This window comes from Mesorhizobium sp. WSM3866, from assembly GCF_002294795.1.
GTDB lineage: Bacteria > Pseudomonadota > Alphaproteobacteria > Rhizobiales > Rhizobiaceae > Mesorhizobium.
Genome location: NZ_NSGC01000003.1, coordinates 485,503 through 511,689 on the forward strand (window position 1 = coordinate 485,503; position 26,187 = coordinate 511,689).

General features: G+C 63.8%; 25 protein-coding genes and 1 pseudogene. 12 read left to right on the forward strand and 14 right to left on the reverse strand.

Going from position 1 to position 26,187, the window contains the following annotated elements:
* The first annotated feature begins 39 nt into the window (after positions 1-39).
* Positions 40-729: an HAD family phosphatase gene (locus CK222_RS10375; RefSeq protein WP_095800289.1), complete on the forward strand. Its 690-nt coding sequence runs from the start codon at positions 40-42 to the stop codon at positions 727-729.
* Between the two features lie 30 nt (positions 730-759).
* Here the strand turns inward: CK222_RS10375 and CK222_RS10380 are convergent, their stop codons facing one another.
* Complete coding sequence (locus tag CK222_RS10380) at positions 760-1,503, reverse strand: hypothetical protein (RefSeq protein WP_066997974.1); 744 nt, start codon at positions 1,501-1,503, stop codon at positions 760-762.
* Positions 1,504-1,631: 128 nt separating this feature from the next.
* Here CK222_RS10380 and thrC point away from each other — a divergent pair, with 128 nt between their 5' ends.
* Genes thrC through CK222_RS10400 form a run of 4 tightly spaced genes read left to right on the forward strand, consistent with a single transcriptional unit; the run spans position 1,632 to position 7,841 of the window.
* Entirely contained in the window at positions 1,632-3,029 is a 1,398-nt protein-coding gene (thrC, locus tag CK222_RS10385) for a threonine synthase (protein WP_095800346.1), read from the forward strand.
* Positions 3,030-3,043: 14 nt separating this feature from the next.
* A complete protein-coding gene (locus CK222_RS10390; RefSeq protein WP_066997977.1) occupies positions 3,044-4,336 on the forward strand; it encodes a pitrilysin family protein in 1,293 nt (430 codons plus the stop codon).
* Positions 4,337-4,352: 16 nt separating this feature from the next.
* Positions 4,353-4,949, forward strand: a complete 597-nt coding sequence (locus CK222_RS10395) for a GNAT family protein (protein WP_066997979.1) — start codon at positions 4,353-4,355, stop codon at positions 4,947-4,949.
* 3 nt (positions 4,950-4,952) lie between these two features.
* Positions 4,953-7,841, forward strand: a complete 2,889-nt coding sequence (locus CK222_RS10400) for an EAL domain-containing protein (RefSeq protein WP_095800290.1) — start codon at positions 4,953-4,955, stop codon at positions 7,839-7,841.
* Between the two features lie 136 nt (positions 7,842-7,977).
* On the opposite strand, the gene CK222_RS10405 is transcribed toward CK222_RS10400, so the two are convergent.
* Positions 7,978-8,586, reverse strand: a complete 609-nt coding sequence (locus CK222_RS10405; protein WP_066997984.1) for a YqgE/AlgH family protein — start codon at positions 8,584-8,586, stop codon at positions 7,978-7,980.
* A 128-nt stretch (positions 8,587-8,714) separates the two neighbouring features.
* Here CK222_RS10405 and CK222_RS10410 point away from each other — a divergent pair, with 128 nt between their 5' ends.
* The 3 genes from CK222_RS10410 to CK222_RS10420 all read left to right on the forward strand — a co-directional run bounded on the left by CK222_RS10410 (position 8,715) and on the right by CK222_RS10420 (position 10,619).
* Positions 8,715-9,521 carry a protein-disulfide reductase DsbD domain-containing protein gene (locus CK222_RS10410; protein ID WP_095800291.1) on the forward strand — a complete coding sequence of 269 codons (807 nt, stop codon included), beginning with the start codon at positions 8,715-8,717 and terminating at the stop codon, positions 9,519-9,521.
* A gap of 139 nt (positions 9,522-9,660) precedes the next feature.
* Entirely contained in the window at positions 9,661-10,143 is a 483-nt protein-coding gene (locus CK222_RS10415; RefSeq protein WP_095800347.1) for a peroxiredoxin, read from the forward strand.
* Complete coding sequence (locus tag CK222_RS10420; RefSeq protein ID WP_095800292.1) at positions 10,143-10,619, forward strand: DUF2938 domain-containing protein; 477 nt, start codon at positions 10,143-10,145, stop codon at positions 10,617-10,619. The genes CK222_RS10415 and CK222_RS10420 overlap by 1 nt, the downstream gene beginning before the upstream one ends.
* 15 nt (positions 10,620-10,634) lie before the next feature.
* Here CK222_RS10420 and rnhA read toward each other — a convergent pair whose 3' ends face one another.
* From rnhA to coxB, 11 genes are all read right to left on the reverse strand, one after another.
* Positions 10,635-11,168, reverse strand: a complete 534-nt coding sequence (gene rnhA, locus CK222_RS10425; protein ID WP_067327861.1) for a ribonuclease HI — start codon at positions 11,166-11,168, stop codon at positions 10,635-10,637.
* Positions 11,165-12,127, reverse strand: a complete 963-nt coding sequence (locus CK222_RS10430; RefSeq protein ID WP_095800293.1) for a homoserine kinase — start codon at positions 12,125-12,127, stop codon at positions 11,165-11,167. The genes rnhA and CK222_RS10430 overlap by 4 nt, the downstream gene beginning before the upstream one ends.
* 6 nt (positions 12,128-12,133) lie before the next feature.
* Positions 12,134-13,138 (reverse strand): 4-hydroxy-3-methylbut-2-enyl diphosphate reductase, encoded by a 1,005-nt coding sequence (gene ispH, locus CK222_RS10435; RefSeq protein WP_067327859.1) that lies wholly within the window; start codon positions 13,136-13,138, stop codon positions 12,134-12,136.
* Between the two features lie 73 nt (positions 13,139-13,211).
* On the reverse strand, positions 13,212-13,967 hold the full coding sequence (locus CK222_RS10440) for an SURF1 family protein (RefSeq protein ID WP_176477611.1): 756 nt from the start codon (positions 13,965-13,967) through the stop codon (positions 13,212-13,214).
* The gene (locus CK222_RS10445; protein ID WP_095800294.1) at positions 13,964-14,350 is read right to left on the reverse strand and encodes a DUF983 domain-containing protein; all 387 of its coding nucleotides are present in this window, start codon (positions 14,348-14,350) and stop codon (positions 13,964-13,966) included. Before CK222_RS10445 ends, CK222_RS10440 begins: the two co-directional genes overlap by 4 nt.
* Positions 14,351-14,432: 82 nt before the next feature.
* The gene (locus CK222_RS10450) at positions 14,433-15,314 is read right to left on the reverse strand and encodes a cytochrome c oxidase subunit 3 (protein ID WP_066998007.1); all 882 of its coding nucleotides are present in this window, start codon (positions 15,312-15,314) and stop codon (positions 14,433-14,435) included.
* A 1-nt stretch (position 15,315) separates the two neighbouring features.
* The gene (locus CK222_RS10455; RefSeq protein ID WP_095800295.1) at positions 15,316-15,942 is read right to left on the reverse strand and encodes a cytochrome c oxidase assembly protein; all 627 of its coding nucleotides are present in this window, start codon (positions 15,940-15,942) and stop codon (positions 15,316-15,318) included.
* A gap of 7 nt (positions 15,943-15,949) precedes the next feature.
* Positions 15,950-16,132 carry a hypothetical protein gene (locus CK222_RS10460; protein WP_067327855.1) on the reverse strand — a complete coding sequence of 61 codons (183 nt, stop codon included), beginning with the start codon at positions 16,130-16,132 and terminating at the stop codon, positions 15,950-15,952.
* Entirely contained in the window at positions 16,129-17,073 is a 945-nt protein-coding gene (locus CK222_RS10465; protein ID WP_095800296.1) for a heme o synthase, read from the reverse strand. The genes CK222_RS10460 and CK222_RS10465 overlap by 4 nt, the downstream gene beginning before the upstream one ends.
* A 69-nt stretch (positions 17,074-17,142) precedes the next feature.
* Complete coding sequence (ctaD, locus tag CK222_RS10470) at positions 17,143-18,792, reverse strand: cytochrome c oxidase subunit I (RefSeq protein ID WP_066998019.1); 1,650 nt, start codon at positions 18,790-18,792, stop codon at positions 17,143-17,145.
* Between the two features lie 38 nt (positions 18,793-18,830).
* Positions 18,831-19,703: a cytochrome c oxidase subunit II gene (coxB, locus tag CK222_RS10475; RefSeq protein WP_245299655.1), complete on the reverse strand. Its 873-nt coding sequence runs from the start codon at positions 19,701-19,703 to the stop codon at positions 18,831-18,833.
* A gap of 339 nt (positions 19,704-20,042) precedes the next feature.
* On the opposite strand from coxB, the gene CK222_RS10480 reads away from it, so the two are divergent.
* The 4 genes and pseudogenes from CK222_RS10480 (at position 20,043) to CK222_RS10495 (ending at position 23,324) form a co-directional block, all read left to right on the forward strand.
* A complete protein-coding gene (locus tag CK222_RS10480) occupies positions 20,043-20,576 on the forward strand; it encodes an invasion associated locus B family protein (RefSeq protein ID WP_066998026.1) in 534 nt (177 codons plus the stop codon).
* A gap of 131 nt (positions 20,577-20,707) precedes the next feature.
* Positions 20,708-22,120 (forward strand): metalloprotease TldD, encoded by a 1,413-nt coding sequence (tldD, locus tag CK222_RS10485; RefSeq protein ID WP_095800297.1) that lies wholly within the window; start codon positions 20,708-20,710, stop codon positions 22,118-22,120.
* A 79-nt stretch (positions 22,121-22,199) separates the two neighbouring features.
* A pseudogene (locus tag CK222_RS10490) lies at positions 22,200-22,474 on the forward strand (AbrB/MazE/SpoVT family DNA-binding domain-containing protein).
* A gap of 247 nt (positions 22,475-22,721) precedes the next feature.
* Positions 22,722-23,324 carry a transglutaminase-like cysteine peptidase gene (locus CK222_RS10495; RefSeq protein WP_082954009.1) on the forward strand — a complete coding sequence of 201 codons (603 nt, stop codon included), beginning with the start codon at positions 22,722-22,724 and terminating at the stop codon, positions 23,322-23,324.
* Between the two features lie 134 nt (positions 23,325-23,458).
* Here CK222_RS10495 and CK222_RS10500 read toward each other — a convergent pair whose 3' ends face one another.
* A complete protein-coding gene (locus CK222_RS10500) occupies positions 23,459-26,164 on the reverse strand; it encodes a caspase domain-containing protein (protein WP_245432998.1) in 2,706 nt (901 codons plus the stop codon).
* Between the last annotated feature and the right edge of the window lie 23 nt (positions 26,165-26,187).

Consider the following 26,187-nt stretch of genomic DNA (forward strand, 5'->3'; position numbering starts at 1 on the left):
GGGCCAGTCAGGCCATTTTCCTCCCAGCTTCGGATTGCCATGCCCCAGCCAGACCTTGTCATCTTTGATTGCGAGGGCGTGCTCGTCGATTCCGAAATCATCGCCGCGCGCGTCGAGGCCGAGCTTCTGACATCCGCCGGATACGAGATTTCGCCGGAGGAGCTTGCCGAGACCTATGCCGGACTGACCTTCAAGGACATCCTGATGCGGGTCGAGGAGAAATCTCACCTTCCTTTTCAGGCCTCGCTGATCGACCGCGCCGAGGAACTCGTCGATCGCAAGCTGCGCAGCGACGTGCGCATCATTGACGGCGCACGCGAGGCGGTGGCGGCGGTCACCGCGCCGCGCGCCGTCTGCTCCAATTCACGCACCGAGCGGATCGAGTTCATGCTTGAAAAGGTGCGCCTGCTGCCCTTCTTCGCCGGCCGCATCTTTTCGGGGCTCGACATCCCCGGCAAGAAGACCAAGCCGGCACCGGACGTGTTCCTCTATGCCGCCGAACAGCTCGGCGCCAACCCGAAGAACACTTTCGTCATCGAGGATTCGGTGCACGGCGTCACCGGCGCCAGGACGGCGGGCATGCGCGTCATCGGCTTCACCGGCGCGGGGCACAGCTATCCCGGCCATGCCGACTCGCTGACCGAAGCGGGCGCCGAAACCGTCATCCGCCGTTTGGCGGAACTCGGCAGCACGATTGCGGCATTGTCGGAGTGGTCGGAGGACGCTTAACCGCGGAAGCGCGATTGGAGGCGAACCAGATCAGTTTGTCGCCGCCGCGGCGACGCGCTTCTTCCTCTTGGCCTTGGACTTGTCCGTCGCTGCCGGCGCGTTCTCGTCATAGCCGGCATAGGCTTGGTAGTCGCGGGCGGTCGGCTCCGGCACTACGACGTTGGTGTCGGTGAAGACGAACTGCGTCGCGGCAGACGGATCGGTGACCTGCACCTGATACTGATGAAGCTGCGAATAGAGCACGTCAGGCCCATGTTGGACCGCGATGCGGATCGGCATCGTCACGGTACCGGGCGTGAACAGCGGTCCCGGCACGACCTTGCCGGCCACCGCGATCTTCATCGTCAGCTGGCCGTTTTCGTGAGTGCAGTCGCGCGTCACGTCGGTGATCGAGGCCTGGTAAATGATCTTGGCGGGATCGCGATTGGGGTCGACGGGTTGACCGTTCGGTCCGGTCTGTGCGGCTGCGGCTGCCTCGGCTTCAGCGTCCGCCGCGGCATCGACTTTCTTTTTCTTCGTCTTGGCGGCGGCGCCCTTAGCATAGGTATTGAAGAAGGCGGTGCCGTCGCGCAGCGTCACTTTCGGGCAGTAGGCGCGCAACTGGCTGGCAAGCACCTTGGGGTCCTGCGGCGGTGGCGGCGCGGTCGGGTCCTTCTTGCTGAAGCCGAAGTTCAAAATGCCATTGTCGCTCGATTGGCAGCCTGCGGCGGCAAGCATAAAGCCGGTGAGCGCCAGACCCGCGACAACACGGCGGTTGACCGAATAAAACCTCATGAACTGCACTTCCCTCTCACAAAGCCGGTGACGTATATCAACGCCGCGGCGAAAATGCGACTGAGCCGGCTCGGAAAATTAACCAATTTGCCGTGGATGACGCGGCCGGCAGCAATGGGTTCTTGACGATGCAATATGTGAGTACCCGCGGGGATGCGCCCGTGCTTGGATTTTCGGACGCGGTGCTGGCCGGACTGGCGCGCGACGGCGGGCTTTACCTGCCGCGCGAATGGCCGCAGTTCTCGTCCGCCGATATTCGCGCCATGCGCGGCCTCGCCTATCCCGACCTTGCCATCCGCGTCTTGACACCCTTCCTCGGCGGCGAGATAGCCGCACCCGTCTTCGAACGGCTGGTGCGTGAAGCCTACGCGACTTTCCGGCACGATGCGGTCTGCCCGCTGGTGCAGACGGGCAAAAACACCTTCATCCTCGAGCTCTTCCACGGCCCGACGCTGGCCTTCAAGGACGTGGCGATGCAGCTGCTCGCGCGGCTGATGGACCATGTGCTGGCTGAACGGGGCAACCGCGCGACCATCGTCGGCGCCACCTCCGGCGACACCGGAGGCGCGGCAATAGACGCCTTCGCCGGCCGCGACCGCACCGATATCTTCATCCTCTTCCCCAACGGCAAGGTCTCGCCGGTGCAGCAGCGGCAGATGACGACGTCGAGCGCCGCGAATGTGCACGCGCTGTCGATCGAAGGCAATTTCGACGATTGCCAGGGCCTGGTGAAGGATATGTTCAACGACCACGGCTTCCGCGACAGGGTGTCGCTGTCGGGTGTCAATTCGATCAACTGGGCCCGCATCATGGCCCAGATCGTCTATTACTTCTCCTCGGCGCTGTCGCTGGGCGCGCCCGACCGGCCGGTGTCATTCACCGTGCCGACCGGCAATTTCGGCGATATTTTCGCCGGTTATGCCGCCAAGCGAATGGGGCTGCCGGTCGAGCGGCTGATCATCGCCACCAACGACAACGACATATTGGCACGCACGCTTGCAAGCGGCGAATATCGCACCAAGGGCGTGTTCGCCACCACCTCGCCGTCGATGGACATCCAGGTGTCCTCGAACTTCGAGCGCCTGCTGTTCGAGGCGGCGGGCCGGGATGCCGCGACGGTCAGGCGCTACATGAACGGGCTGAAGCAGTCCGGCGCCTTTACCGTCGAAGCGGGCGAAATGGCGAGGATGCGTGCGGAGTTCGACGCCGGCCGCGCCAGCGTCGACGAGGTCGCGGCAACCATTCGCCAGACGCTTGAAGCGAGCAGCTATCTGCTCGATCCGCACACGGCCGCCGCTATGCACGTTGCGGCCCGCCATATGTCGGGCGCCGTGCCCATGGTGGTTCTCGGCACCGCGCATCCGGCCAAATTCCCGGCGGCGGTCGAGGCCGCCAGCGGCGTTACGCCAGCGCTGCCGGCCTGGCTCGCCGGCTTGATGACAGCCGACGAAAAGTACACCATACTTCCATCCGAGCTGAAAATGGTGGAAGAATACGTGAGCCGCCACACGCGGGCGGCCCGTTAGGGAGTAGTTGCCATATGGGTGTTGAGGTAAGCCGTCTGTCGAACGGCCTGACGGTCGCCACCGAAACCCTTCCAAGCCTCGAATCCGTTGCCCTTGGCGCCTGGGTCAAGTCGGGCGCACGCAATGAACGCGACGAAGAGCACGGCATGGCCCATCTGCTCGAACACATGGCTTTCAAGGGAACGAAACGGCGCAGCGCCTTCGAGATCGCCTCGGAAATCGAGAATGTCGGCGGCGAGATCAACGCGGCCACCAGCGTCGAGACGACCTCCTACTACGCCAGGGTGCTTTCCGCCGACGTGCCGCTCGCGGTCGACATCCTGGCCGACATCCTGCAGGAATCGGAGTTCGATCCGGAGGAACTGGAGCGCGAGCAGCATGTGATCCTGCAGGAGATCGGCGCCGCGCACGACACACCCGACGACATCGTCTTCGACCGTTTCACCGAAACCGCCTTCCGCCACCAGACCATCGGCCGCTCGATCCTCGGCACGCCGGAGACGGTCAAATCCTTCACCTCCAGGCAGCTGCACGATTTCATCGAACGGCAATATGGCGCCGAGCGCATGGTGATCGTGGCCGCCGGCGACATCAAGCACGACAATTTCGTGCGCGAGGTGGAAAGGCAGCTTGGCGGCTTCCGCGCCAAGGCCACCAGCAACATCCCGCAATATGCGCAGTATGTCGGCGGCGACTTCCGCGAGGACCGCGACCTGATGGACGCGCAGATCGTGCTCGGCTTCGAGGGCCGCGCCTACCATGTGCGCGACTTCTATGCCTCGCAGGTGCTGTCGATGATCCTCGGCGGCGGCATGTCGTCGAGGCTGTTCCAGGAAGTGCGCGAGAAGCGCGGCCTGTGCTATTCGGTCTATGCCTTCCACTGGGGCTTTTCCGACACCGGCATTTTCGGTGTGCATGCGGCGACCGGACAGAGTGATATCGCCAAGCTGGTGCCGGTCATCATCGACGAATTGCAGAAGGCCGGGGAAAGCATCCAGCAGGATGAGCTCGACCGCGCACGCGCGCAATATCGGGCCGGCCTCATCATGTCGGCCGAAAGCCCGGCAAGCCGCGCCTCGCAGATCGCCAGGCAGTTGCTGCTGTTCGGGCGGCCGATCGCCAAGGAGGAGTTGATGGAGCGGCTGGCGGCGCTGACGGTCGAGCGGCTGACCGATCTCTCCTCGCGGCTGTTCTCGACCAAGCCGACGCTGACGGCGGTCGGCCCCGTGGGCACGCTGGCGCCCTACGAGGCGATCCTCGAATCGCTTGCGGGCCCGCAGACGACGGCTCGCAGGCTCGCCGTCTAACCTTCGTTCCAAAGTCGTGTTCGCGCTTCCTTTCTTTCGCCGCGACCTGCCGGCACTGAAGGGCGAAAAAGTCACGTTGCGCGTGCCTTTGACCAACGATTACCGCGAATGGTCGACGCTGCGCGGCGAAAGCCGCGCCTTCCTGGAGCCATGGGAGCCGCGCTGGCAGCCTGACGAGCTCGACCGCACCGCCTGGCGGCTGCGCATCGGCCGCTACCGCGAGGACTATGCGCAAGGCACGGCCATTGCCTTCTTCATCTTCGAGAAGTCGAGCGGCAAGCTCGCCGGCGGCATCACGCTCGGCAACATCCGCCACGGTGTCGCGCAAAGCGGCCACATCGGCTACTGGATCGGCGAGCGCTTCGGCGGCCGTGGACTGATGACCGACGCGGTCAAGGTGGTGTCGCGTTTTGCCTTCGATACGCTGCGGTTGCACCGGATCGAGGCTGCCTGTATTCCCGACAACGCACGGTCGATCCGCGTGCTTGAAAAAGCCGGATTCCGGCGCGAAGGACTTCTCAGATCCTATCTCCGGATCAACGGCATCTGGCAGGATCACTACCTCTACGCCCGGATCGCGGACGATCCGCCGGGTGATGGAACGAAGGGCTGATATGTGACGACTTTTTCGCGAATCGCGTCGCTGTTCGCCCTCATCCTGGCGCTCTTCGTCACGCTTTCAGCGGTTGCGCCGGCATTGGCCGTCGAGCCGATCAAGATTGCCCGCGACGACAAGGCGCTCGACCTTTCGGGCGCAGTCGAGATCTACCGGAACCAGGGCGAGAATTTCCAGGTCTCGACCGCGCCCGGCCCCGACGGCATCGTGCGGCGCATCGAGGTTGAGGCCAATGACGCGCGCTCGACCGGCGACTGGGCGGTGTTCGCGCTCGCCAACACCACCGACCAGCAGCTCGATAGGCTGATCGTCGCGCCGCATTTCCGCCTGGTGAATTCCGGTATTTTCTGGCCCGATCTCGGCTCGACGCGCATCGCGGCGATCACGCCCAGCGAGGGCTTCGCGCTCGACCGCCAGACCAGCCCCGACGCTGATGTGTTCCGGGTGACGCTCAACCCCGGAACGGTCGTCACCTTCATCGCCGAGCTCGCCTCGCCCAAGCTGCCGCAGGTCTATCTGTGGGACCCGGAATCCTACAAGGACTCGGTCAATTCCTACACGCTGTTCCGCGGCATCGTCATCGGCATCGCCGGCCTCTTGGCGCTGTTCCTGACCATCCTGTTCGTCGTCAAGGGAACCTCGATGTTCCCGGCCACCGCCGCGCTTGCCTGGGCGGTGCTCGCCTATATCTGCGTCGATTTCGGCTTCCTCAACAAGGTCATCGAAATCTCGCCCGGCAACGAGCAGATTTGGCGGGCCGGTACCGAGGTGGCGCTGGCGGGTACCTTCGTGGTGTTCCTGTTCGCCTATCTCAACCTCAACCGATGGCACGGCCATTTCAGCTATGGCGCGCTGGTCTGGATCCTCGGGCTGCTGCTGATTGCCGGCGTGGCCATCGTCGATCCGGCGGTCGCCGCCGGCATCGCCCGCATCTCGTTTGCCGCCACCGCGCTCACCGGCCTCGGCCTCATCATCTTCCTCGGAATTCGCGGCTATGACCGCGCGATCATGCTGGTGCCGAGCTGGGTGATGGTGCTGCTCTGGCTATGCGGCTCGTGGATGGCGATCACCGGCATGCTGGACAACGACATCGCCCAGCCGGCGCTCGGCGGCGGTCTGATCCTGATCATCCTGTTGATCGGCTTCACCGTTATGCAGCACGCTTTTGCCGGCGGCGCGCTGCACCAGGGCCTGTTTTCCGACCTCGAGCGCCAGGCGCTTGCAGTCGCCGGCTCGGGCGACATCGTTTGGGACTGGGACGTGCTGCGCGACCGCGTGGTGACCAAGCCCGACATCAGCCTGCAGCTCGGCCTTGCCCCTAACAGCCTTTCGGGCGCCGCCCGCAACTGGCTGCCGGTGCTGCATGCCGACGACCGCGACACCTTCCGCACAACGCTGGACGTGGTGCTGGAGCACCGCCGCGGCCGCGTGGCCCAGAATTTCCGCCTGCGCGGCGCCGACGGGCATTATCATTGGTTCGCGCTGCGCGCCCGCCCCGTAATCGGGTCGGATGGCGAGGTGATCCGCTGTGTCGGCACCATGGTCGACGTGACCGAGCAGAAGAAATCCGAGGAAAGGCTGCTGCACGACGCCGTGCACGACAACCTGACCGGCCTGCCTAACCGCGAGCTGTTCATGAACCGGCTGGAGGCGATCATCTCGATCGCCCGCACCGAGGACAAGGTGCGCCCGACCGTCTTCGTCATCGACATCGACCGTTTCAAGCAGGTCAATGACGGGCTCGGCATTTCGGCCGGCGACACCATCCTGCTGACCATCGCGCGCCGGCTGCACCGGCTCTTGAAGCCCAAGGATTCGCTGTCGCGCTTTGCCGGCGACCAGTTCGCGCTGATGCTGCTGTCGGAACAGGATCCGGCCCGCATCGCCGCCATGGCCGATGCCATCAAGCATGCGATCAACAATCCGATCACCTTTGCCAAGCGCGAGATCGTGCTCACCGCCTCGATCGGCCTGATCACCTGGACGACGGCGCAAACCTCGTCGGAGGACATGGTCAAGGACGCCGAGCTTGCTATGCATCAGGCCAAGCGTTTCGGCGGCGACAGGATCGAGCCGTTCCGGCCGGCCTTCCGCACCGTCGGCACCGACAGGCTGCAGTTCGAATCCGATCTTCGCCGCGCCATCGAGCGGCGCGAATTCACGCTTGCCTACCAGCCGATCGTGCGGCTGGAGGATGGCAGCGTCGCCGGCTTCGAGGCGCTGCTCAGATGGGATCATCCGCGGCGCGGCATGATCCCGCCGGGAGACTTCATCCCGGTGGCTGAGAATTGCGGCCTGATCGTGCAGCTCGGCCTGTTCGCCATGCAGCAGGCTGCCGAGGATCTGGCCGCCTGGCAGAAGCAGATCGGCGACGCGCCGCTGTCGGTTTCGGTCAACCTCTCCAGCCGGCAGCTCATCCGCCGCGACCTGGTCAGCGACGTGCGCTCCGTCATTGCGCGGGCCAACTTGAAGCCGCGCTGCTTCCGGCTGGAACTCACTGAATCGCTGGTGATGGACAATCCCGAGCAGACCGCGCATGTGCTGACCAAGCTCAAGCAACTCGGCATCGGACTGTCGCTCGACGATTTCGGCACCGGCTATTCATCGCTCTCCTACCTGACGCGCTTCCCCTTCGACACGATCAAGATCGACAAGAGCTTCGTCGACGACGCAACGCCGAAACGTGCGGTGCTGCTCAAGTCCATGGTCAACATGGCCCATGAGCTTGGCCTGTCGGTCGTCGCCGAAGGCATCTCCGACGAGAGCGACGCGCTGGAGCTGCGCCAGATGGGCTGCGAATATGTCCAGAGCTTCATGTTCGGCGCGCCGATGCCCGGCGAACTGGTGCTGAAGACGCTGAGGGAGCAGTACCCGCTCACTCAGGCTTAGAGAGCGTTGCTTCGGCGCTTACGAACTGCGGCGACCTTCCAACTTCGTTATCACCCTAAACGCTCAGAGCGCCGCCATTCCTCGGAGGTGATGACGAAGCCAAGGCGGGGTTCGACTGATCCCGCAGCAAAGGCGTTTAAGCGTGCCCCGCGGCGGCGCTCAAATGGGCGAGATCGATGCCGATCGAGGCAAGGATGCGATCGTATTTGCGCTCGATGTCGGCGTCGAAGAGCAGCTCAGGCGTCGCCGGGCAGGTCAGCCAGCCATTCTCGGCGATCTCGCTTTCGAGCTGGCCGGCGCCCCAGCCGGAATAGCCGAGCGCCATCAGCGCATGACGCGGGCCGCGACCCGTCGAGATGGCGCGCAGGATGTCGACCGTGGCGGTCAGGCAGATGTCGTCGGAGACGTTGAGCGAAGATTCCACGCGATAGTCGCCGGAATGCAGCACAAAGCCGCGGCTGCGGTCGACGGGCCCGCCATTGCGCACGACGAAATCGCGGGCATGCGCCGGCAAGCGGATTGCTTCCTGCTCGTTCACGATGCCAAGCTGCACCAGAAGGTCGGGGAACAGCATCTGCTGCGTTTGATTGATGATCAGGCCCATAGCGCCCTCGTCGCTGTGGGCGCAGATATAGATGACGGAGCGCGTGAAGCGGTCGTCCTTCATGCCGGGCATGGCAATCAGGAACTGATCGTCGAGAAAGCCGCGTCCGGCCGTCTTCTTTTTGTGACGCAACAAGTCCATGGAGCTGAGGGTAACCCGTTTCCGCGGCGCCGAAAAGATGGTCAGGCTGCCCGATGTCACGCAAATATGATACCTGCAGGAACATGAAACCATTGCGCGGCCAAGAACGGGCGATCAAATCACCGGTCATGCGATACCTGAATATTGTGGCGCTCGGCGCCGTCGTCGGCCTGGCAGCGGGGCAGCCGGCCGAGGCATCATCCTCGGCCTGGTACAACAGCGAAGGCGGCAAGGTGCGGCTGGTGACCAGCGGCAAGCCGGACGAGGCGGGCAAGATCCACGGCGTGCTCGACATCGCGCTGAAGCCAGGCTGGAAAACCTATTGGCGCGATCCCGGCGACGCCGGTGTGCCGCCGCAGATCGACATCTCGGCCAGCACCAACATCGCAGATGCAAAGCTGTCGTTTCCGCCGCCGCAGCGCCACGACGACGGCTACGGCAAATGGGCCGGCTATGACCGTCCCGTATCGCTGCCGGTGACCTTCACGCTGTCGGCGCCCGACCAGCCGGCGACGATCGATGCCAACGTCTTTCTCGGCATATGCGAGACGATCTGCATTCCGGTGCAGACGCGGCTCAGCCTCGATCCTGCTTCCGATCCGAACAACGCCACCGACGCGGCGCTGGTGAAGACTGCGCTTGCAACGCTCCCCGGCCCGGCGCGATCTGATTTCGGCATCCGCGTGCTGCCCGGCGATCACGAGACGCTCATCGTCGAGGCGCATTCGCCCGGCGATGCCGAGTCCGTCGACTTTTTCATCGCGGGGGAGCGCGACTATATGTTCGGCGCGCCGGTGCGCAGCGAGAAGGACGGCAAGCTTGTTTTCACCGTGCCGATCCTCGACCGGCCGTCGGCGACGCCCACGGACGGCGGGCTCTACTACACGCTGACAAGCGCCGAAGGTGCGGTGGACGGATTGCTGCCTTTCCCTTGAGCCAATTCGTCGTGGAGCCGCAATTGCGGATGGAAAACCGCTGGGCACTTTTCCTGGCATTGCTCTGAACGGTTGCGGAATGCGGCCCGGTTCGATATCGCAGGCACAGATCCTTCCCAATCTCCCAAACGAGGAAACCATGACCATTTCGGTTGGCGAAAAACTGCCCGAAGCGATTTTCAAGGTGATGACCGCCGATGGCGCCAAGCCGATGACCAGCGCCGAGATTTTCGCCGGCAAGAAGGTGGTGCTGTTCGGCGTTCCCGGCGCGTTCACGCCAACCTGCAGCAACAATCATCTGCCGGGCTATCTCGAGAACCACGACGCCATCGTGGCGCGCGGCGTCGACACTATCGCGGTCGTCTCGGTCAACGACGTCCATGTCATGGGCGCCTGGGCACGTTTCACCGGTGGCGAAGGCAAGATCCTCTATCTCGCCGACGGCAGCGGAGACTTCGCCAAGTCGGTCGGACTTGACAATGACCTTTCCGCGAACGGCATGGGGCTGCGCTCGAAGCGCTTTTCGATGATCGTCGATGACAGCAAGGTCGTGGCTCTCAATGTCGAAGCCAAGCCAGGTGTCGACGAGAGCGGGGCGGCCAAAATCCTCGAGCAGCTCTGATGCTCGACATTGTCTGGCGCGCCCTCGCGATCGGCATCGGCGCCACGGTCTTCATGGACGTCTGGGCGATTATCCTCAACAAGGCGTTCGGGCTGCCGCGGCCGAATTGGGGCATGGTCGGCCGCTGGGTCCGGCATCTGCCCGAGAAGGTCTTCCATGACGATATCAGTCAGGCCGCGCCGTATACGCATGAAAAGGCGCTGGGCTGGGCATTCCACTATCTCGTCGGAATTCTCTACGGCGTGATCCTGGTCGTGCTGGCGGGAACGGGCTGGCTGGCGGCGCCGACCTTCCTGCCGGCCTTCGTTCTCGGCATCGTCACCGTCGGCGCCGGCTGGTTCCTGCTGGCGCCCGGCATGGGTGCCGGCTGGGCAGCATCCAGGACGCCCAACCCGATGCTGGTGCGCGCGCTCAACCTCGTCTCGCACACGGTCTTCGCCTTCGGCCTGTTCTCCACGGCGCTGGCGATCCGGTAGAGAACGTCAGGCGCGTCAATAGCTCTGAGTCGAGCGTCGGGGCGCGGGCTTCCTGGCCGGAGCACCAGCCTTCTGCGGCGCAGCCGCAACCGGTGCCGGCCGCGCCTGCTTCGGCTTGAACGGCGCCATGCCTTGCCTTGCCAGTTCGTCGGCGCGCTCGTTCTCCGGGTGGCCGGCATGGCCCTTCACCCAATGCCAGATAACCTTGTGGCGCCTGTTGGCCTCGTCGAGCGCCTGCCAGAGCTCACCGTTCTTGACCGGCTTCCTCTCGCCGGTCTTCCAGCCGTTCTTCTTCCAGCCATGGATCCATTTGGAAATGCCGTCCATGACGTATTTGCTGTCCGTATAGAGATCGACCGTGCAGGGCTCCTTCAGCGCATCGAGCGCGCTGATGGCGGCAAGCAGTTCCATGCGGTTGTTGGTGGTCTCGGCCTCGCCGCCCGACAGCTCCTTGGTGACGCCGTTATAGCGCAGCACCGCGCCCCAGCCGCCCGGCCCGGGATTGCCCGAGCAGGCGCCGTCGGTGAAGATCTCGATTTGCTTGTTCATGTCAGTCCGTATTCTGATGGAGACTTGATCGCCCGGTGGAAGCGCATGCGGCGGATATATTCGGTCGGATCGCGCTTCATCACTAGCCCGCCGTTGGGAATGGTCAGCCAATCATAGAGCCTGGTCAGCATGAAGCGTAGCGCCGAGCCGCGCGCCAGCATCGGCAGCGCCGCTTTTTCCTCTCCCTCAAGCGGCCTCACCGACTGGTAGCCGGCAAGCAGCGCGGCCCCTTTGGTGAGGTTGAAGGAAAAGTCCTTCTCGAAGCACCAGGCGTTGAGGCACGTGGCGACATCATAGGCATAGAGGTCGTCGCAGGCGAAATAGAAATCGATCAGCCCGGACACCTTCTCGCCAAGGAAGAAGACATTGTCCGGGAAGAGATCCGCGTGGATGATGCCTTGTGGCAGGCGGGTCGGCCAGTTGCGCCCAAAATCCAGGAAGTCCGCGTCGACTTCGGCCGCGAGCCCCGGCTCGACCTCGTCGGCGCGATCGCGCGACGCCGCCCAGAGCTTGCGCCAGCCGTCGATGGCAAGCGCGTTCGGCCGCTTCATCGGGAAATCCTGCCCCGCGAGATGGAGCGCGGCCAACGCCCTGCCGACCTCGCCGCAATGCGCTGCCGTCGGGCGCCTCAGCGACAGGCCCTCGAGGAAGGTGATGATGACCGCCGGGCGCCCGGCGAGCGTGCCGATGACGGTTCCGTCATGCGCGGTGACTGGAAGCGGGCAGGAAATGCCTTTTCGCGCGAGATGGCCCATCAGGCCGAGAAAAAAGGGCAGATCGGCCTTGTCGACGCGCTTCTCGTAGAGCGTCAATATGTAGGAACCGGTGGAAGCATGGACGAGAAAATTCGAGTTCTCGGTCCCTTCGGCGATGCCCTTGTAGGACAGGAGCTCGCCCACCGGATAGGCTTTCAGAAACGCGCTGAGCTCGTTTTCGTTGACGTCGGTGTAGACGGCCATCTGGGTTTACGCGGCTCCGTTGACGAAGGCCATGTCGGCCGCCGTCAGTTCGACATCGCGCAACACCCGCATCACCGGAAAATCCTCCGTTTCCGTGGCCGTGATGGCCAGATCGATGGTGACGTCGAAGCGTTGCCGGAACGCGTCGATGATCTCGTCGACGATGATTTCGGGCGCCGAGGCGCCGGCCGACAGGCCGAGCGTCGAAATCCTGCCGATCTCATCCCACGGAATTTCGGAGGCGCGCTGCACGAGAAGCGACATCGCGGCGCCCGCGCGCTCCGCCACTTCGACAAGACGCCGCGAGTTGGACGAGTTCGGCGCGCCGACGACGAGGAAAAGGTCGGCGCCGGCGGCCGTCTCCTTCACCGCCTCCTGTCGGTTGGTAGTGGCGTAGCAGATGGATTCGGCGGCCGGGGCGTGAAGCTCGGGGAAACGCTCTTGCAGCGCCCGGATGATGCCGGCGGTGTCCTCGACCGACAGCGTCGTCTGGGTGACAAAGCCAAGCGCCGCCGGGTCTGCCGGCACGAAGCTTGCCGCATCCGCCTCGGTCTCGATAAGGGTCACGGCTCCTTCCGGCAACTGGCCCATCGTGCCGATCACTTCCGGATGGCCGGCATGGCCGATCAGGAGCACATGGCGGCCGAGCCGCTGGTGCCGCATCGCCTGCTTGTGCACCTTCGACACCAGCGGACAGGTGGCATCGAGGTAGAACAGGTTGCGCGCCTCGGCGTCGGCCGGCACCGATTTCGGCACCCCATGCGCGGAAAAGACGACCGGCGACTGACGATGCTCGGGTGGGATCTCGGACAATTCCTCGATGAACACCGCGCCCAGGCTCTGCAGCCCCTCGACGACGTAGCGGTTGTGCACGATCTCATGGCGGACATAGACCGGCGCGCCGTATTTCTTCAGCGCCAGCACGACGATCTGAATGGCGCGGTCGACGCCGGCGCAGAAGCCGCGCGGCTGGCAAAGCCTGATCGTCAGCGGTGGCTTTTTTTCAATCATCAAAACGGGCCGGTTCAGTCGGAAAGCTGAAGGCGAAATGAGGCGTGCACCCCTGCCCTGTCAAGAGCGGCGCTCACTCCTCCTTCGCCGGGCGGCGAAGCCTGAGGATCAGCACCGCGGCAAGGGCGGCGGCAAGGCCATACCAGGTGACGGCATATTGCAGGTGGTTGTTCGGCAGATCGATGATGGTGACGCCGCCGACCGGCAGACCGCCGGGGTTAGGAGTCTTGTCGGCATCGATGAAGAAGGGCACCAGCACGGCTCCCGCTGGCAGACGGGCGCTCGAGGCCATGACGTCGCGGTCCTTCCAGTAAAAGATGTTCTTGGCGACGTCGTTGTCGGGCAGCATCATCGAGGGTTTTTCAGGCAGCGGATTGCGGGCAAGCCCGGTCACCGTCACCGTGCCGGCGACCTCGCCCTGCTTCCGCTTGGCCGGATCCTTGAGATCGTAAGGGACGAAGCCGCGGTTGACGAGCACGAAACGGCCGTCGTCGAGCCGCAGGGGCGTGTAGACATTGAAGCCCGTGTCGCCTTCCCAAGTGGCGAAGAAATGGCGCTCGCCCTGGTGCAGGAAAGTGCCGGTTACAGTCACCGGCGTGTAGTCGACATCGTTTGTGGCGGCGAATTCTTTCTCGACATCGGTCAGTGGCAAAGGTGCCGCATGGGTGCGCTTGTCGATGGTATCGATCAGCCCTTCCTTCCAGTGCAAGCGCTGGACCTGCCACGTGCCGAGGCCGAGGAGAATGGCGAACAGGACAAGGCCGATCCCAAGCAGCAGCGCCGAGCGCGGCCGCGAAGCGCCGGCAGTCGAGGAGGTCGCATCGCTCATTGGCCGCTGTCCAGCCTGCCTTCCGCGGCCTTCTTGGAATATTGCAGGGTGATCAGCACGCCCTTGACCAGGCGCAGCGCCGCCAGGCTCAGCACCAGCGCCAGCGGTATCCACAAAATGAAATGCAGCCAGAGCGGCGGGCTCAGCGACACTTCCATCCACAGCGCCAGGCCGACGACGATGAAGCCGATGATGAGGATGACGAAGACCGCCGGACCGTCGCCGGCATCGGCAAAGGAATAGTCAAGGCCGCAACTGTAGCAGCGCTTGCCGACGGTGAGAAAGCCGGAAAACAGCTTGCCCTCGCCGCAGCGCGGGCAGTGGCCGCGCAGCCCGGCCGAGATCGGGTCGACGGGTGGCCAGATTGCCTTGTCTTCGCTCATGTCCGCACCGTAGACCCGTTCGGTCAAAAAGATAAGGCGGCCACGTCGCCGCAGCCGCCTCGTGAACTCAATCCAAAGGGTCTCAGTGGGCTTCGATTACCGCGCCGCTCGAGGCCCAGACATAGATCGCGGTGAACAGGAACAGCCAGACCACGTCGACGAAATGCCAGTACCAGGCGGCCGCCTCGAAGCCGAAATGCTGCTTCGGGGTGAAATCGCCCCGCATCGCCCGGATCAGGCAGACGAGCAGGAAGATGGTGCCGATGATGACGTGGAAGCCGTGGAAGCCGGTCGCCATGAAGAAGGTGGCGCCGTAGATCGAGTCCTTGAAGCCGAACGGAGCGTGCATGTACTCGTAGGCCTGCACCATGGTGAACAGCATGCCGAGGCCGACGGTCAGGATCAGGCCGTTGATCAGGCCCTTGCGGTCGCCGTGCAGCAGCGAGTGGTGCGCCCAGGTCACCGTCGTGCCCGACAAAAGCAGGATGATGGTGTTGTAGAGCGGCAGGTGGAAGGGATCGAGAACCTCCAGACCTTTTGGCGGCCAAACGCCGCCCGTGAAGGTGGTGCGGGCATATTGCGCGGCCTCGCCCGGGAATAGGCTGGCGTCGAAGAAGGCCCAGAACCAGGCGACGAAGAACATCACCTCGGAGGCGATGAACATGATCATGCCGTAGCGCAGGTGCAGCGAAACGACGCGCGTGTGGTGGCCCTCATGCGCTTCCTTGATGGTGTCCGACCACCAGGCGAACATCGTGTAGAGCACGATGATCAGGCCGATGAAAAACAGCCACGGATTGGCGATGTTGTGGCCGAATATTGGGAAGCTGCCGGCCTTCAGATACTGCATCAGGCAAACGCCGCCGACGGCCGTGACCAATGCGCCGATCGAGCCCAGGAAAGGCCAAGGGCTGGGATTGACGAGATGGTAGTCGTGGTTCGGTTTTGCGTGCGCGTCTGCCATATCAACCCCCGAGGCTTGCTTCGGAATCTGGAACTTTGTTGCTGCTGCGAGCGGCCGGCGCGGACGACGCGATTGGCTGCTTCTTTTCGACCGGGAACATGGTGTAGGACAGGGTGATGGTCTTCAAGTCCTTCAGTTCCGGCACGTTGACGATGTCTGGATCGACATAGAACACGACCGGCATGTCCAGCGTCTCACCGGGCTTGAGCGTCGTGTCGGTGAAGCAGAAGCACTCCACCTTGTTGAAATAGGCGCCGGCCATTTCCGGCTGCACATTGAAGGAGGCGCGCCCGGTGATGGGGCGATCGAACTTGTTGGTGGCGCTGTAATGCGCCTGCGTGGTCTCGCCGATCTTGATCGTAACCGAGCGCGCGACGGGCTCGAACTGCCACGGAATGCCGTTGGTGTTGGCGTCGAAGCGGATGGTGATACCGCGGTCGAGCACGCGACCGGCATATTGCTTCTCGGCGCGCTGCGTCGTGCCGCCATAGCCGGTGACCTGGCAGAACATCTTGTAGAGCGGGACCGCCGCATAGGCCATGCCGACCATGCCGGTGAAGAAGGCAAGGCAGACCGCCACGACGATGCGGTTGCTGTTCTTCCCGATGGGTCCGGTCTCGCCGCTCATCGCCGCCTCACATCAAATTCGTCGGTATCAGGCCGGAGGCATGGTGGCCGAAGCGCACGATGGTGGCGATGTAGAAGATGATGACGAGCGCGGCCAGCGCGACGCCGATGGCAACGGAGCGGCTGCGCCGCGCCTTCCGCTGGCGTTCGGTCAAGGTGACCAGTTCGAGGTTCTTGTCGGCCACGGTCATGCTCCCCCCATGACGAGGGCACGCCCGACCACGCTGTCGACGAGATAGGCGGCAAAGATTGCGAAGAGATAGAGCAGCGAATAGCCGAACAGCGTCTTGGCCGGCTTCATCGCGCGGTCGGCATCGCTCATGCCCAGCACCTTCCAGGCATACCAGACGAAGCCCAGGCCGAGCAGGACGGAAACCGCGCCATAGGCGGCGGTGGTGTAGCCGAGCAGCCATGGCAACACGCCGACCGGCGCCAGGACTAGCGCGTAGGCAAAGATCTGGCGGCGGGTCGAGGCGTGTCCGGCGACGTTCGGCATCATCGGGATGCCGGCGCGGGCGTAGTCGTCCGACTTGAACAGCGCCAACGCCCAGAAATGCGGCGGCGTCCACAGGAAAATGATCAGGAAAAGAATCAGGCTTTCGAGGCTGACCGATCCGGTCACCGCCGCCCAGCCGATCACCGGCGGGATGGCGCCGGCGGCGCCGCCGATGACGATGTTCTGCGGCGTCCAGCGCTTCAGCCACATCGTGTAGATCACGGCGTAGAAGAAGATGGTGAAGGCAAGAAGCGCCGCCGACAGCCAGTTGATGAGCACGCCCAGCGTCATCACCGACAGCGCGGAGAGCACGAGCCCGAAGCTCAGCGCCTCACCCGGCGTGACGCGCCCGGCCGGCACCGGACGGCTCGCTGTCCTGGTCATCACCGCGTCGATATCGGCGTCGTACCACATGTTGAGCGCGCCCGAGGCGCCGGCGCCGATGGCAATCGCCAGGATCGCGATCACCGCCAGCAGCGGATTGATGGCGACCGGCGCGGCGACCATGCCGACAAAGGCCGTGAAGACGACCAGCGACATCACGCGCGGCTTGAGGAGGGCGAAGAAATCGCCCGCGGTGGCTTCCGACATGCGAAAGCCAACTTCCTCCATCAATTTGTGGTCGGCAAGGGCCATGCGTACTTAAAGTCCATCATTCCGTTGGCCAAGACCGCCGGGCGAGCAGGCGGTCCTGTATCTGCGGCCTTACTTGATCTTCGGCAGCTGTTCCCACTGGTGGAACGGCGGCGGCGACGGCAGCTGCCATTCGAGCGTGGTGGCACCCTCGCCCCACGGATTGGCGCCCGCGACGCGCTTCTTCTGGAAGGCCTCGAACACGCCATAGAGGAAGATCGCAACGCCGACGGCGGCGATGTAGGAGCCGTAGGACGAGATCATGTTCCAGCCGGCAAACGCATCCGGATAGTCGACAGTGCGGCGCGGCATCCCGGCAAGGCCGAGGAAGTGCTGCGGGAAGAAGATCAGGTTGACGCCGACGAAGGTGACCCAGAAGTGGGTGTTGGCGATCACCGGCGAGTACATGTAGCCGGTCATCTTCGGGAACCAGTAGTACCAGCCGGCGAAGATGGCGAACACGGCGCCCAGCGACAGCACGTAGTGGAAATGGGCGATCACGAAATAGGTGTCGTGCAGCGAGCGGTCGAGGCCGGCATTTGCCAGCTGAACGCCGGTGACGCCACCGATCGTGAACAGGAAGATGAAGCCCAGCGCCCACAGCATCGGCGGCTTGAAGGAGATCGAGCCGCCCCACATCGTGGCGATCCAGGAGAAGATCTTCACGCCCGTCGGAACCGCGATGACCATGGTGGCGAACACGAAATAGCGCTGCGTGTCGAGCGACAGGCCGGTCGTGTACATGTGGTGCGCCCAGACGATGAAGCCGACGGCGCCGATCGCGACCATGGCGTAGGCCATGCCGAGATAGCCGAAGACCGGCTTCTTCGAGAAGGTCGAGACGATGTGGCTAACGATGCCGAAGCCCGGCAGGATCAGGATGTACACCTCGGGATGGCCAAAGAACCAGAACAGGTGCTGAAAGAGCAGCGGGTCGCCGCCCTGGTCCGGCACGAAGAAGGCGGTGCCGAAGTTGCGATCGGTGAGCAGCATGGTGATGGCGCCCGCCAGAACCGGCAGCGACAAGAGCAGCAGGAAGGCCGTGATCAGCACCGCCCAGGCGAACAGCGGCATCTTGTGCATGGTCATGCCAGGCGCGCGCATGTTGAAGATGGTGGTGATGAAATTGATCGCACCGAGAATCGACGAGGCGCCGGCGATGTGGAGCGACAGAATCGCAAGGTCCATCGCGGGGCCCGGCTGGCCGGATGTCGAGAGCGGCGGATAGATCGTCCAGCCGCCGCCGACGCCGAAGGCGCCGGGCGCGCTCGGTACGAACATCGAGCCGAGCAGCAGGAGGAAGGCCGGCGGCAGCAGCCAGAAGGAGATGTTGTTCATGCGCGGGAAGGCCATGTCCGGCGCGCCGATCATGATCGGCACCATCCAGTTGGCGAAGCCGCCGATGAGCGCCGGCATCACCATGAAGAAGATCATGATCAGGCCGTGCGCGGCGCCGAAGGCATTGTACATGCTCTTGCCGCCGTCGATGGCGGCATCACCCTGCATGCCGTAGACCATCTGCGCCAGACCGCTGAAGATCTGGATGCCCGGCTCCTGCAGCTCCATGCGGATGGCGACCGAAAGCGCGCCGCCGATAATCCCGGCCATGATCGCGAAGATCAGGTAGAGCGTGCCGATGTCCTTGTGGTTGGTCGAGTAGACCCAGCGGACCCAGCCATGCGGCCTGTGGTCGTGGTGGTCGTGAGCTGCAGCCTCTGCCATATTCCGCTCCGTTCCCTAATTCTTGCTAACCCGCGGCGTCAGTTGCCGGCGGCCGCTACCTTGTTGGTACCATCGATCTCGGCCATCAGCGCCTTGTTGGCGGCGGGCACGTCGGTCTTGGCCGTCTCCAGCCAGGTCTTGAACTGCGCGTCGGAGACGACGCGAACCGCGATCGGCATAAAGGCGTGATCCTTGCCGCAGAGCTGCGAGCACTGGCCGTAATAGAGGCCTTCCTTCTCCGCCTTGAACCAGGTCTCGTTGGTGCGGCCGGGCACGGCGTCCATCTTGATGCCGAAGGACGGCACCGCGAAGGAATGGATGACGTCGGTGGCGGTGATCAGCACGCGAGTCATGGTGTTGACCGGCACCACCAGCTCATTGTCGACGGCGAGCAGGCGCGGATAGAGGTTGCGGTCTTCCTTGCCGGCCTTGGCGCGGTCACCGTCCTGAAGGATCGCCGAGTTGAAGGAGAAGCTCTTGTCGACCTGGTATTCGTAGTCCCAATTCCACTGGTTGCCGGTCGCCTTGACGGTCAGCTTGGCTTCTTCCGGCGGGGTATACTGCGCGGTGAGCAGTTGGAACGAGGGGATGGCGATGAGCAGCAGCACGATGACCGGGCCGACGGTCCAGATCACCTCGATCAGCGTGTTGTGGCTGGTCCGGGAAGGAACCGGGTTGGCGCTCGCGCGGAACCGCAGGATGACATAGGCGAGCAGGACCAGCACCAGCAGGGTGATGACCACGATGAATACGAAGGTGTAGTTTCCGAACCATTCGATTTGCCGCATCATGTCGGTCGCAGGCGCCTGGAAGGCGGTTTCCCATGGCCGCGGCTGATCCGCATAGGCGGATGCGCTGGAGAGGAGCGTGCCCGCGGCCGCAGCACCTGCCAGAAGTCTGGCGCTTGCCATGAATTTTCTCATCGCCCTCTCGTCTCCCACTTCCTGCAATCGGATCGCACCAATAACGAACGACGCCGGGATGGGGAATCCCGGTCTGTCCCTAAGGTGGTTCAAACCATACTCTATTTCCCTCCGCAAGGAAGGAGCGGGCGAAACCGTGCGGCATTTTTGCGCGCAGCCCGAAGGGCATCCCTGACCATCGCCGCCCCCGCGCCGGGTGGTCGCAATTCGGGCGAATTTGCTCTGGAAAAGCGCGTAATTGCCGGTATCTGGGCGGGCTGGCGACGGTCTCGTCCTTTACTTGGCCTTGGCGCAGCTTAAAGTGCCGTGATTCGCAATGGAGCCGTTATGACTTCCTGGCTTTCGAGACCCCTGGCGAAGGTTATCTTCCTTGCCGCCTCGCTTAGCGCCAGCGTGGCGAACGCCGCGCCGCCGCAGACCGCGGCGCCGCCCAGCGGCACGGTCAAGTCGACGCATGGCGCGTGGTCGATCATCTGCGACACGCCGGCCGGCGCAACCTCCGAGCAATGCGTGATGATGCAGAACGTCGTCGCCGAGGACCGTCCGGAGATGGGGCTTTCCGTGGTGGTGCTGCGCACCGCCGACAACAAGGCGGAGATCCTGCGGGTGCTGGCACCGCTCGGCGTGCTCCTGCCCAACGGGCTCGGCCTCAATGTCGACGGCAAGGACATCGGCCGCGCCTATTTCGTGCGCTGCTTCCAGGACGGCTGCTACGCGGAAGTGATCCTCGAGAAGCCACTGCTCGACACGCTGAAGAACGGCACGTCGGCCACCTTCATCGTGTTCCAGACGCCGGAGGAAGGCATCGGCATTCCGGTCGATCTGAAGGGATTCGCCGAAGGCTTCTCGGCTCTGCCCTAAGTCCAGCGGCGGCAACGCGGCCGCCAGTCGGCTCGGGGCGATGACGATCGCGTGTGAAGGCCGGCGATTGTCTTGACCTCACTTCGCCCCTACATCGGGGGAATGCGAAACCGCCAGCGGACAGCCCTGCCATGAACAGCCTGATCGGCCAATTCGACATTTCCGACGACCGCGTCAAAGAGATCGTCGCCGATACCATCAAGGGCGCCGACGACGGCGAGTTGTTCCTCGAATACAGCGAGAACGAAGCGCTGATGTTCGACAACGGCCGGCTGAAGACGGCGAATTTCAACACCGACCAGGGTTTCGGGCTGCGCGCCGTCGCCGGCGAGGCGAGCGGCTATGCCCATTCGAGCGACCTGTCGGAAGCCTCGCTGCTGCGCGCCGCCGATGCCGTCTCCGCGGTCAAGGGCGGCTATTCCGGAACGCTTGCCGCAGCGCCCGCGCGCACCAATCGCCACCTTTACGGCGACGAGAATCCCATCCCCTCGCCCAGTTTCGAGGCTAAGGCGAAGCTGTTGCAGGAGATCGACGCCTGGCTGCGCGCCGCCGATCCGCGCGTGCGCCAGGTGACGGCTTCGCTCGCCGCCTCGTGGCAGCATGTCGAGATCGTGCGCGGCGACGGCCAGGTGGTGCGCGATATCCGCCCGCTGGTCAGGATGAACGTCTCGGTGGTGGTCGGCGATGGCGACCGCCAGGAGAGCGGCTCCTACGGAATGGGCGGCCGCAAGAGCTTTGGCGAGTTCCTCACCGAGGAGAGTTGGAAGCACGCCGCGCGCGAGGCGCTGCGACAGGCGCTGGTCAATCTGGAGGCCGTTCCGGCGCCGGCAGGCACATTCGACATCGTGCTTTCCAGCGGCTGGCCGGGCGTGATGCTGCACGAGGCTGTCGGCCATGGCCTCGAGGGCGACTTCAACCGCAAGAAAACATCCGCCTTCGCCGGCCTGATGGGCAGCCAAGTAGCGGCAAAGGGCGTCACCGTCGTCGATGACGGCACCATCGCCGAGCGGCGCGGCTCGCTTACCGTGGACGACGAAGGCATGCCTTCGGCGCGCAATGTGCTGATCGAGGACGGCAAGCTGGTCGGCTACATGCAGGACCGCCAGAATGCGCGGCTGATGGGCATGAAGGCGACCGGCAACGGCCGGCGCGAAGGCTATGCCCACCAGCCGATGCCGCGCATGACCAACACCTACATGACCTCGGGCGATACCGCGCCGGAAGAGATCATCGCCTCGGTCAAGAACGGCATCTATGCCGTCTCTTTCGGCGGCGGCCAGGTCGACATCACCTCAGGCAAGTTCGTGTTCGGCTGCACCGAGGCCTACATGATCGAGGACGGCAAGGTGACGCAGCCGATCAAGGGCGCAATGCTGATCGGCAACGGGCCCGACGCCATGCACCGCGTCACCATGGTCGGCAATGACATGAAACTCGACAACGGCATCGGCATGTGCGGCAAGGCCGGACAGGGCGTGCCGGTCGGGGTCGGCCAGCCGCATCTGAGGATGAACCAGATGACGGTGGGCGGCACCAGGGTTTGAGCACGCTCAATCCGGCAGGTTTGAATAGCACTCCGCCGCTTGACTATCTTACCTGTGTCTTACATGGGGTAAGCTTGCGATGGCTGGTGCCGAAAAACTCATAACCACCGTCTCGACCAAGGGACAAGTGATCCTCCCCAGCGCGATCCGGAAACGGAGGGACTGGGGTGCGGGCACACGTCTGCAGGTCGAAGACACACCAGACGGTGTTCTTCTGAAGCAAGTGCCGGCCTTCACCCCGACGCGACCGGAAGACGTGTTGGCCTGCTGCCGCACCGCGGCAAGCCGAAGGCGCTTGAAGAGATGAACGCGAGTGTCTTTGCCGAAGCGCGGCGGCGCCATGCTCGCAATTGATCCCAACCTTGTCGTCAGATACCTGACGAACGACCATCCTGAACGGTCACCTCGATCCGGCCGGAAAGCTCACACCTAGCTACCCGCCGGAGCGCGAACACAATCGTGTTAGCAGATTATTAATTGTTCAATTGCTTTGGCCGACGCTTCCGACTTAACTATCAGCAGTCTTCTCGTTGCGGTGGTGTTGGCAGTGCTGCGTTCCCCTGGCGTCCTGACCTCTTCATTCCTCCTTGGCCTTTGCTCATTGATCGGTGTGACGTCGCTTTGCGTCGACACGGCGGCGGCGCAGTCGACATTGTTCAAGCGGCCATCGAGTCCGGTCGACCTGCGCTCCGCCACCGTTGGAGGACGTACCAGCGTCCCTTATGGCTGGATCGATTTCTGCCACCGCCGGCCGAAAGAGTGCAAAGTGCCTGCCCTGCAGCCGGCGAACGTCAAGCTGACCGCACAGAACATGCGAACCCTCAAGCGCATAAACCAGAAGGCGAACCGCGCCATCAAGCCCGTCAGCAACTATGATCACTGGGGCACGATGATGGACCACTGGGACTATCCGGTGGACGGCAAGGGCGACTGCAAGATCTACGCGCTCTACAAGCGCAAGCTTCTCATGGAAGCGGGATTTCCCCGCCAGGCGCTGCTGATGACGGTGGTGCGCGACCTGAACAACGAAGGTCACACCATCCTGACCGTGAAGACCGACAAGGGCGATCTCGTGCTCGACAATCTGGTCGACGAAGTCCGGCCCTGGAACGCGACCGGCTATTATTTCCTGAAGCGCCAGTCGCAGCAGAACCCGAATATTTGGGTATCGATCAATCAGCGCGGCGGCACGCCGAAAACCTGACGGATGCCGCCAGGCTCAACCGAGCGGCCTCGACAGCCGAGGCATTCCGTTTCTGACGATTGATACGCGCGGACCGGCGCCTCTGCCTTCCACGTTCATGGCCGAAAAATCGGCTCGCAGAGGTACGCGCCGGCCTACTGGTTGCAGGCCGGCTCGCCCTGCTGTCCGCAAGAGAGCTTCTTCTTGCGCTGCGGCTTCTCCCGGGGGACACTCCGCTCTTGCATCTGCGGCCTCGGCTGCGAACGCAATTCCGAGCGAGGCTCCGATCTCTGCCGCCGCAGCACTTGCTCGTTAGGCCTTTCCTGCCTGAACTGGCGCTGCGCATTCTGGTTCGGCCTGTTGACCTTGAAGTTGCGCTGGACGGTGACATCCCGGCCGGCGGAACCTTCTTCGTTCTGCAGCCGGCGCACCGTCCTGCGTCTGTCGTTCCCGCTGGCCGAGCCCTGATTCTCGTCGGAGAACACGGTCGGATTGTTCCTCCTGAGCCGCTTCTGCACGGCCGGTCCATTGTCGGTTGGCCCAGCACTAACGCTCGGCAGTCTGCGGAACTTCTTGCTCTTGGCCGAGCCCTGGTTGTCACCGGAGAACACGTCGGGATTGTTCTTTCTGAGCCGCTCGCCCACGCTCGGCCGGTTCTCGGCCGGCATCCGGTTGACGGTAGGCAGCTTGCGAACCTTCCTGCCCTTGTCGCTCGCGGCGGCCGAACCTTGATCGTTCGGTTCGACCACGGATTGGCCTGCGGACAAATCCTTCCGCGTCAGCTTCCTCGGCTTGCCACCGCTCCGTTCGGATAAAGCCTTGGGACTGTTCTGCCTGAACTTCTCCCGCGCGCTCTGCCCGTTGTCGGCCGGCATGCCGTTGACGGCGGGCAGGTTGCGGAGCTTTTTACCCCTCTTCCGATCTGTGTCCTGCTTCCCGGTCCGGTCAGGACCGGCATTTCCGATCGCCTCTTGGTTGCCGCCCGAGACGCCTTGCCTGCCGGGTTGCCTCTTCAACTTGTTGCCGCGCAAGTTCTGGCCGTCGGGCGCCGGCTTGCCGTTGACCAGCGGCAGCCTCTTGCCATCGGCTCCAGGCAAAGCGTGATCGGTTGAGAGCTTGCCGGTTCTGGACGAGGTCTCCGGCGAGGTGTCAGGCTGCTGGCGCTGGATAACACGCTGACCAGGCTTCGGCGGCAGGGCGCCCTGTTGCTGCTGATTGGATGTGGCCTGACGGAACTTGGCCGCCCTCTTCTGCAGAAGCGGCGGCAGGGGAACCTTGGCCGCCAGCGCATCGGCGCGGCCACCAACGGCGCCTTCCATCGTTTTCCGGGCTGTACGGCGGTCAAGCTGAACACCGGCGCTCGGCTGCGCGGCCCGATTGACGGTCTCGTTTTTGATCGTGGTGTTGATGGTGTTGATGACGGTCGTGTTGTGGATGTTTTTGAAGATGATGGCGTTCGGCGGCGGCACGACGTGGCGCGGCGGGTTGATGAATACGGGGATCGGCACGAAGACCGGCGTCGGCAGGATGAAGACGTCGACCGGCGGCGGAGGTGGCGGAAGCACGATGAAATCCGGCGGCGGCGGCGGCAGGAAGATCACCGTGACCGGCGGCGGCGGTTCGAAATCGAAATCGGGATCGTCGAAATAGAGCACCGGACGGTCGATATAGATGACTTCCTCCTCCGGCGGCGGCGGCAAATCATACTCATAGACGGTGAACTCCTCCGGCGGCTCCAGGGCAGCGTCGAAATGTTCGAGCCGCCGTCGCGCGTCCCAGGCATGCGGGCCACGCGGATAGCGCTGCAGATACGACCAATAGGCCTCCGGCGTGTCCTGCAGCCAGGTCTCGCGCCAGGTGATCGCCTCGCGCCGCGCAGCGACAATGGCGCGCACGCGCTCAGCCATCGGATCATGTGGATAGGCGACGAGGAAATCCTCGTAGCCGCGCATCGTGTCGCGGTCGAGAGCCGCGATATAAGCGTCTCGAGCGTCGAAATCCTGGATCGCCCTGGTCCGATTGGAGCGGGATTCGGCCTCCGAAACCTTGGGCGCGGGCGCGTCCGCGGCACGGTCGAAGAAGACGAAAGGCGCGGTGATCTTCGAGGCATGCCACGGAACTTCCGCGCCTTGCGTCATCTCGTTGACGCGCAGCCGCGTGCGGTCGAACACCTCGTCAAGCGACAACCCGCCCTCGCGTATCATTTCGGCGAGCGCCTGAGCATAGGCGCCGTAAGGGCCCTTGCCTTCCGGCGCGACCGTTCCCGGAGCCGCGTTGAACGCAATCAGCATGTTCGGGTCGGGATCGACAAGCGCGAGACCACCGGCCAGGGGCTGGTTCATCTTGGGCAAGGCATCAGGCCGCGCCGCGTCGAGCACGACGATGTTTACCTTCGTCGGCAATCCGGCCAACGACCGGGTGACATCGGAGAGCCGCATTGCCTGAAGCGGCACGTCGGCGGGACTGGCGATCTGGGCATCGACCGGAAGAAAGTAGTTCTCCCCCTCGAACTGCACGCCGTGGCCGGCAAGATAGACGAAGACGACCGCGTCGGGACCGGCGGCGGAAACCTTGCCGAGAAAATCGCGCAGCGCGCCGCGCAGCGAGTCCTGATCGACATCGCGCGCGCCGACGACGTCGAACCCTGCCGCCTGCAGGGTCTGCGCGATCAGGCCGGCGTCATTGGCGGCAGTCGCGAGCTCGCCGGACTGATAGGCGCCGTTGCCGATGACGAAGGCGAGACGTTTTTGCTCTTGCGCGAGCGCACCGGTCGCGGACGCGGCGCCAAAAGCGATGAGAACGATGAGGCTGAGGAATTTTAGAAGCGTCTGCATGGCAATGCGCTGTCCGTTATCCGCCATCCGCCATCCGCTTATTTCAGTAA

Bases quoted from the DNA above. Each gene is read 5' to 3' on its own strand.
- CK222_RS10375 (WP_095800289.1), top strand. From the start codon at position 40: ATGCCCCAGCCAGACCTTGTCATCTTTGATTGCGAGGGCGTGCTCGTC.
- CK222_RS10380 (WP_066997974.1), bottom strand. From the start codon at position 1,503: ATGAGGTTTTATTCGGTCAACCGCCGTGTTGTCGCGGGTCTGGCGCTC.
- thrC (WP_095800346.1), top strand. From the start codon at position 1,632: ATGCAATATGTGAGTACCCGCGGGGATGCGCCCGTGCTTGGATTTTCG.
- CK222_RS10390 (WP_066997977.1), top strand. From the start codon at position 3,044: ATGGGTGTTGAGGTAAGCCGTCTGTCGAACGGCCTGACGGTCGCCACC.
- CK222_RS10405 (WP_066997984.1), bottom strand. From the start codon at position 8,586: ATGGACTTGTTGCGTCACAAAAAGAAGACGGCCGGACGCGGCTTTCTC.
- CK222_RS10410 (WP_095800291.1), top strand. From the start codon at position 8,715: ATGCGATACCTGAATATTGTGGCGCTCGGCGCCGTCGTCGGCCTGGCA.
- CK222_RS10415 (WP_095800347.1), top strand. From the start codon at position 9,661: ATGACCATTTCGGTTGGCGAAAAACTGCCCGAAGCGATTTTCAAGGTG.
- CK222_RS10420 (WP_095800292.1), top strand. From the start codon at position 10,143: ATGCTCGACATTGTCTGGCGCGCCCTCGCGATCGGCATCGGCGCCACG.
- rnhA (WP_067327861.1), bottom strand. From the start codon at position 11,168: ATGAACAAGCAAATCGAGATCTTCACCGACGGCGCCTGCTCGGGCAAT.
- CK222_RS10430 (WP_095800293.1), bottom strand. From the start codon at position 12,127: ATGGCCGTCTACACCGACGTCAACGAAAACGAGCTCAGCGCGTTTCTG.
- ispH (WP_067327859.1), bottom strand. From the start codon at position 13,138: ATGATTGAAAAAAAGCCACCGCTGACGATCAGGCTTTGCCAGCCGCGC.
- CK222_RS10440 (WP_176477611.1), bottom strand. From the start codon at position 13,967: ATGAGCGATGCGACCTCCTCGACTGCCGGCGCTTCGCGGCCGCGCTCG.
- CK222_RS10445 (WP_095800294.1), bottom strand. From the start codon at position 14,350: ATGAGCGAAGACAAGGCAATCTGGCCACCCGTCGACCCGATCTCGGCC.
- CK222_RS10450 (WP_066998007.1), bottom strand. From the start codon at position 15,314: ATGGCAGACGCGCACGCAAAACCGAACCACGACTACCATCTCGTCAAT.
- CK222_RS10455 (WP_095800295.1), bottom strand. From the start codon at position 15,942: ATGAGCGGCGAGACCGGACCCATCGGGAAGAACAGCAACCGCATCGTC.
- CK222_RS10460 (WP_067327855.1), bottom strand. From the start codon at position 16,132: ATGACCGTGGCCGACAAGAACCTCGAACTGGTCACCTTGACCGAACGC.
- CK222_RS10465 (WP_095800296.1), bottom strand. From the start codon at position 17,073: ATGGCCCTTGCCGACCACAAATTGATGGAGGAAGTTGGCTTTCGCATG.
- ctaD (WP_066998019.1), bottom strand. From the start codon at position 18,792: ATGGCAGAGGCTGCAGCTCACGACCACCACGACCACAGGCCGCATGGC.
- coxB (WP_245299655.1), bottom strand. From the start codon at position 19,703: ATGGCAAGCGCCAGACTTCTGGCAGGTGCTGCGGCCGCGGGCACGCTC.
- CK222_RS10480 (WP_066998026.1), top strand. From the start codon at position 20,043: ATGACTTCCTGGCTTTCGAGACCCCTGGCGAAGGTTATCTTCCTTGCC.
- tldD (WP_095800297.1), top strand. From the start codon at position 20,708: ATGAACAGCCTGATCGGCCAATTCGACATTTCCGACGACCGCGTCAAA.
- CK222_RS10500 (WP_245432998.1), bottom strand. From the start codon at position 26,164: ATGGCGGATAACGGACAGCGCATTGCCATGCAGACGCTTCTAAAATTC.